The sequence below is a fragment of the Micromonospora sp. LOL_013 genome (genome assembly GCF_048060315.1).
GTDB lineage: Bacteria > Actinomycetota > Actinomycetes > Mycobacteriales > Micromonosporaceae > Micromonospora_E.
Genome location: NZ_JBHMIQ010000080.1, coordinates 1 through 3,479 on the forward strand (window position 1 = coordinate 1; position 3,479 = coordinate 3,479).

Here is a 3,479-nt window from a genome sequence, read left to right on the forward strand (position 1 = left end):
GCAGTTTTTCACGCCATAGCGGCGTGCTCGGCACAGGGTGACTCGTTCGACTTCGCCGCGACCTGGACCTGCGCCAGGACCACACCGGTCGACGTGTCGTAGGCCGACAGCAGATGGACCCGTCCTTCGGGCAGGACAGCACCCCGCACCACCTTGCCGTCGACAGCGATGACACGCCGCGCCGGCGCGGGCGCTGGTAGTCGGGAGCACAGCCAGTCGGCCAGGACCGACGTCAACGTCTTGGCGTCGACGCGGACCAGCAACCGCCACACCGTGGTCAGGACCGGTACCCGGCCGGTGAACCCGAGCCGGCCCCACGCCGACGCGTCGAGATCATCGACCCAGTCGCCGATCGCCGCGAACGTGGAAGCCCCGGCCACCACCGCACACACCGCAGCCGCGAGCACGCTCGCCAAGGGGTAGCGGACTCCTCGCGGGTCACGAGGATCGGGAACTCGGGCCAAGGCTTCCAACAGGCCATACGCCTCCCGGTCGGCGGGCATCGTGCCGGATGGGGCGGGGGCGTGCTGACGGATCACGTCGATCAGCGATGATGACATGCGCGGGTGTGGTCCTTGTCGGTGTCATGTTGTCGCAGCAACTCCATGATCACCTACGGGCCGCACCCGCCCTTTGTCACCCTCCAACCAGGTCGATGACAGCGCGTTCACGCAGGCCAGAAGTACTCTCAGGCGACTACGCAAAGCCCCTGCCCCGGACCTCGCGCCCCGGGCCTCGTGCTTCCTGCTTCCTGCTTGGGGCTTCGGGTCGGCGGGTCGGCGGGTCGGCGGGTCGGCAGACTTCCGGTACCTCATGGTGCCTCCGACGACCTGATGCCACAGGTGCATCTTGATGCACCTGTGGCATCAGCTCAACCGGCATTCCGCTACGGCGGGCAACATCCGAGGTTCCGGCCTCACGCCGACGGCGTACCGACCAGGTGTCTCATCGCTGCCAGGGTCTGGTCGATGGTGGCGGGGAGGTCGGGGTCGCCGTGCTGGTCGAGCCAGCGGGTCACCGCAGTCCGGAACGTGGTCACCGCGATCTCGGCCGCCAGCCGGGCGGTCAGATCGTCGATGCCGCGATCGCGGAAGCCCTGCTCCAGTGCCGCCGACAGCAGCGCGAACTTGCGTAGCTCGCGCTCGTGCAGAGCCGGTTCGGCGTCTATCACGGCCCGTCGGCGTAACAGGGTGCAGCGCCTGCGGCAGGCAGGCACCGAGGTGGTGGCGGTCGGCCGCGACCGGGAACGGCTGACCCACCGCGCCGCAGGTCGCGCGGGCCTGCCCGGCCGGCACCCACTACGTCGACGTCGGCAACGAACTGAGCGCGTTCGAGTCGCTGCACGCCATGCACCGGGAGGCGGTGGCGACCGGTCGCACCCTGGTCTGCGGGGCGAGCTTCGGTGTGCTCGCGACCGAGAGCATCCTGCTGCACCTGCTGGCGGGCGAGGAACAACCTTCCCGGGTACGCATCGACGCCGTCGCGTCGGTCGAGGTCGAACCCGGTGCCCTCGGCGAAGCCCTGGCCGCCACCATCGTGCACGCGTTGCGCGACGGCGGCCGCGAGGTTCGGCAGGGCCGGTTGGTACGCGTCCGGGCCGGCGGTGCCGCCGAACGGTTGACCACCCCCGACGGCGACGTGGTCACCACCGCTGCCATGGGCAGCGGCGAACTCTTCGCGGCCTGAGCCACCGAGGCGGATGAGGTCGAAACACGGCTGGACCGGTTCGCCCGTGCCCTGCTGCTGCCCGAGGCCGACCTGCGGGAACGGTGGTCCGAGTGGTCGGCGATCCCGGATGAGGTCATGCGGGACGCGGCAGTACGAGCCGGCAGCCATTATCAGGTCGACATGGCCACCTTGGCCCGCCGGTTGACCGAGCTGGGCCTTGTCCGGCCAAGCGGAGGCCGACAAGATTCGTGCGGTCCGCACCAGCAAGGCGGACATCGAGGAGAAGAACCTACTGCCGAGCCAGGAGCTGGAGCCGGGGTCGCTGCCGCGCAGCTACACCCAGGCGGTCCTGCGGCTTTACCGGCGCGAGGTCGTCACCCTCGACCGGGCGCTTGGTCTGCTGCTCGGCACGTTCGGCGCGGACGACCTACCCGAGCTGCCCCCGGCGAACGAGGCCGAGATCTGGGCCTTCGCTGACGAACCGTCCCGGAAGGAGCTGTTCACCGAACTCGCCGACCGATTCACCAAACTCGGCGGCGCAGATCTGCAGATCCCGGACCGAGCCCACCAACCTCGCGCGATCGAGACCTCTTGAAGCACTGTCTGCAACCAAGGATCGACTCCCACCGGCGTTCCGGCCGAGTCCGCGCTACTCTGCGACACCCCGACGTCGATCGCGGTGAGGTGGCCTTTACCGATGGCGTACACCTGACATCGGCCGTCGGTAAGCAGGCAGTCGATACGGGCCGAGAGTCGCACGCGCGCGACGACCGCCCCAGCCCGGTCCACGGCGACAAGCTGATTCCCGGAGCAGGCGAAGGGCGCACTTCAGCAGCTGCGGGTTGACCACCTGACATAAGGCATGGTTTATACTCGGGGCATGTGGGACGTGGTGCTGGTCGCCCCGGTTGAGGAGTGGTACCTCAGGCTGTGCGAGTCGGACCCGACCTCCGCCAACCGGGTCATGGAGGCGATCGACCACCTGGCGGAGGAAGGCCCTTGGCTTGGCCGGCCGATGGTCGACCGGATCCACGGCAGTCGGTTGCACAATCTGAAGGAGCTGCGGCCGGGCTCTGCCGGGCGCTCGGAGATACGTCTGCTGTTCGCCTTCGATGTCGAACGGGACGCGGTGATCCTGGTCGCTGGCGACAAGGCGGGCCGATGGAACCAGTGGTACCGGGAGAACGTCCCGGTCGCAGAGGCGCGGTACGAGGAGTATCTGGTCGAGCGCAAGAGTGGGGAGGGGTCATGACGGCCCGTCGGTGGAGCGATGTGAAGGCTGAGGCGGTCACCCGACAGCCGTGGCTCGCCAGTGAGGAAGCACAGGCGCAGCGGGCCGCGATTCGCGGCGAGAATATCGGCCGCATCCGGGGACACGAGTTGGCCGAGATGCGTAAGTCTGCCGGGCTCACCCAGGCCGAAGTAGCTGTGGCACTCGGGGTGAGTCAGGCCAGGATCTCCCAGATCGAGCATGGCCAGGTCGACAGCCTGGACACACTGCGCGCGTACGCCGAAGCGCTGGGTGCCGAGGTTTCGATCGTAGTGTCCCGTGGTCCGCTCACCCTGCGGGTTGCCTGACCAGCCCACGAGACCCCGGAGCAGAGTAGGCACCGAGCCGCTACCGGAATGTGGGCCAGTGCTCCGGCCTTCAGGCCGGGGGTGTAGGCCCTCGCTGGGAGGGCCGCCAGGGCCCGAGTGGTGCCCTAAGCCGGACGGTTCTGCTGCTCGATGTACTGCGTCACGATGCTCGGTGGCGCGCCGCCGACGGAGCCGGCGAAGTACGAGCCCGACCAGAGCTTGTTGGCCCGGTG

Annotated in this window: 7 protein-coding genes; 4 read left to right on the forward strand and 3 right to left on the reverse strand. The window is 68.7% G+C overall.

Annotated features, from left to right (window positions below; all coding sequences use genetic code 11):
- Nucleotides 1-8: 8 nt before the first annotated feature.
- Both ACFHWS_RS28315 and ACFHWS_RS28320 read right to left on the reverse strand, forming a co-directional pair.
- Nucleotides 9-560: a transposase family protein gene (locus tag ACFHWS_RS28315; RefSeq protein WP_416569556.1), complete on the reverse strand. Its 552-nt coding sequence runs from the start codon at nt 558-560 to the stop codon at nt 9-11.
- A 356-nt stretch (nt 561-916) separates the two neighbouring features.
- Nucleotides 917-1,171 (reverse strand): hypothetical protein, encoded by a 255-nt coding sequence (locus tag ACFHWS_RS28320; RefSeq protein WP_416557635.1) that lies wholly within the window; start codon nt 1,169-1,171, stop codon nt 917-919.
- Nucleotides 1,172-1,362: 191 nt separating this feature from the next.
- On the opposite strand from ACFHWS_RS28320, the gene ACFHWS_RS28325 reads away from it, so the two are divergent.
- From ACFHWS_RS28325 to ACFHWS_RS28340, 4 genes are all read left to right on the forward strand, one after another.
- Nucleotides 1,363-1,686, forward strand: a complete 324-nt coding sequence (locus ACFHWS_RS28325) for a hypothetical protein (protein WP_416569557.1) — start codon at nt 1,363-1,365, stop codon at nt 1,684-1,686.
- A gap of 199 nt (nt 1,687-1,885) precedes the next feature.
- Complete coding sequence (locus tag ACFHWS_RS28330; protein WP_416557637.1) at nt 1,886-2,263, forward strand: hypothetical protein; 378 nt, start codon at nt 1,886-1,888, stop codon at nt 2,261-2,263.
- Between the two features lie 285 nt (nt 2,264-2,548).
- On the forward strand, nt 2,549-2,920 hold the full coding sequence (locus ACFHWS_RS28335; RefSeq protein ID WP_416557638.1) for a type II toxin-antitoxin system RelE/ParE family toxin: 372 nt from the start codon (nt 2,549-2,551) through the stop codon (nt 2,918-2,920).
- Nucleotides 2,917-3,246 carry a helix-turn-helix domain-containing protein gene (locus ACFHWS_RS28340; protein WP_281553025.1) on the forward strand — a complete coding sequence of 110 codons (330 nt, stop codon included), beginning with the start codon at nt 2,917-2,919 and terminating at the stop codon, nt 3,244-3,246. The genes ACFHWS_RS28335 and ACFHWS_RS28340 overlap by 4 nt, the downstream gene beginning before the upstream one ends.
- A gap of 125 nt (nt 3,247-3,371) precedes the next feature.
- On the opposite strand, the gene ACFHWS_RS28345 is transcribed toward ACFHWS_RS28340, so the two are convergent.
- Nucleotides 3,372-3,479, reverse strand: a 108-nt coding sequence (locus tag ACFHWS_RS28345; protein WP_416569558.1) for a transposase, incomplete at its 5' end; no start/stop codon positions are given.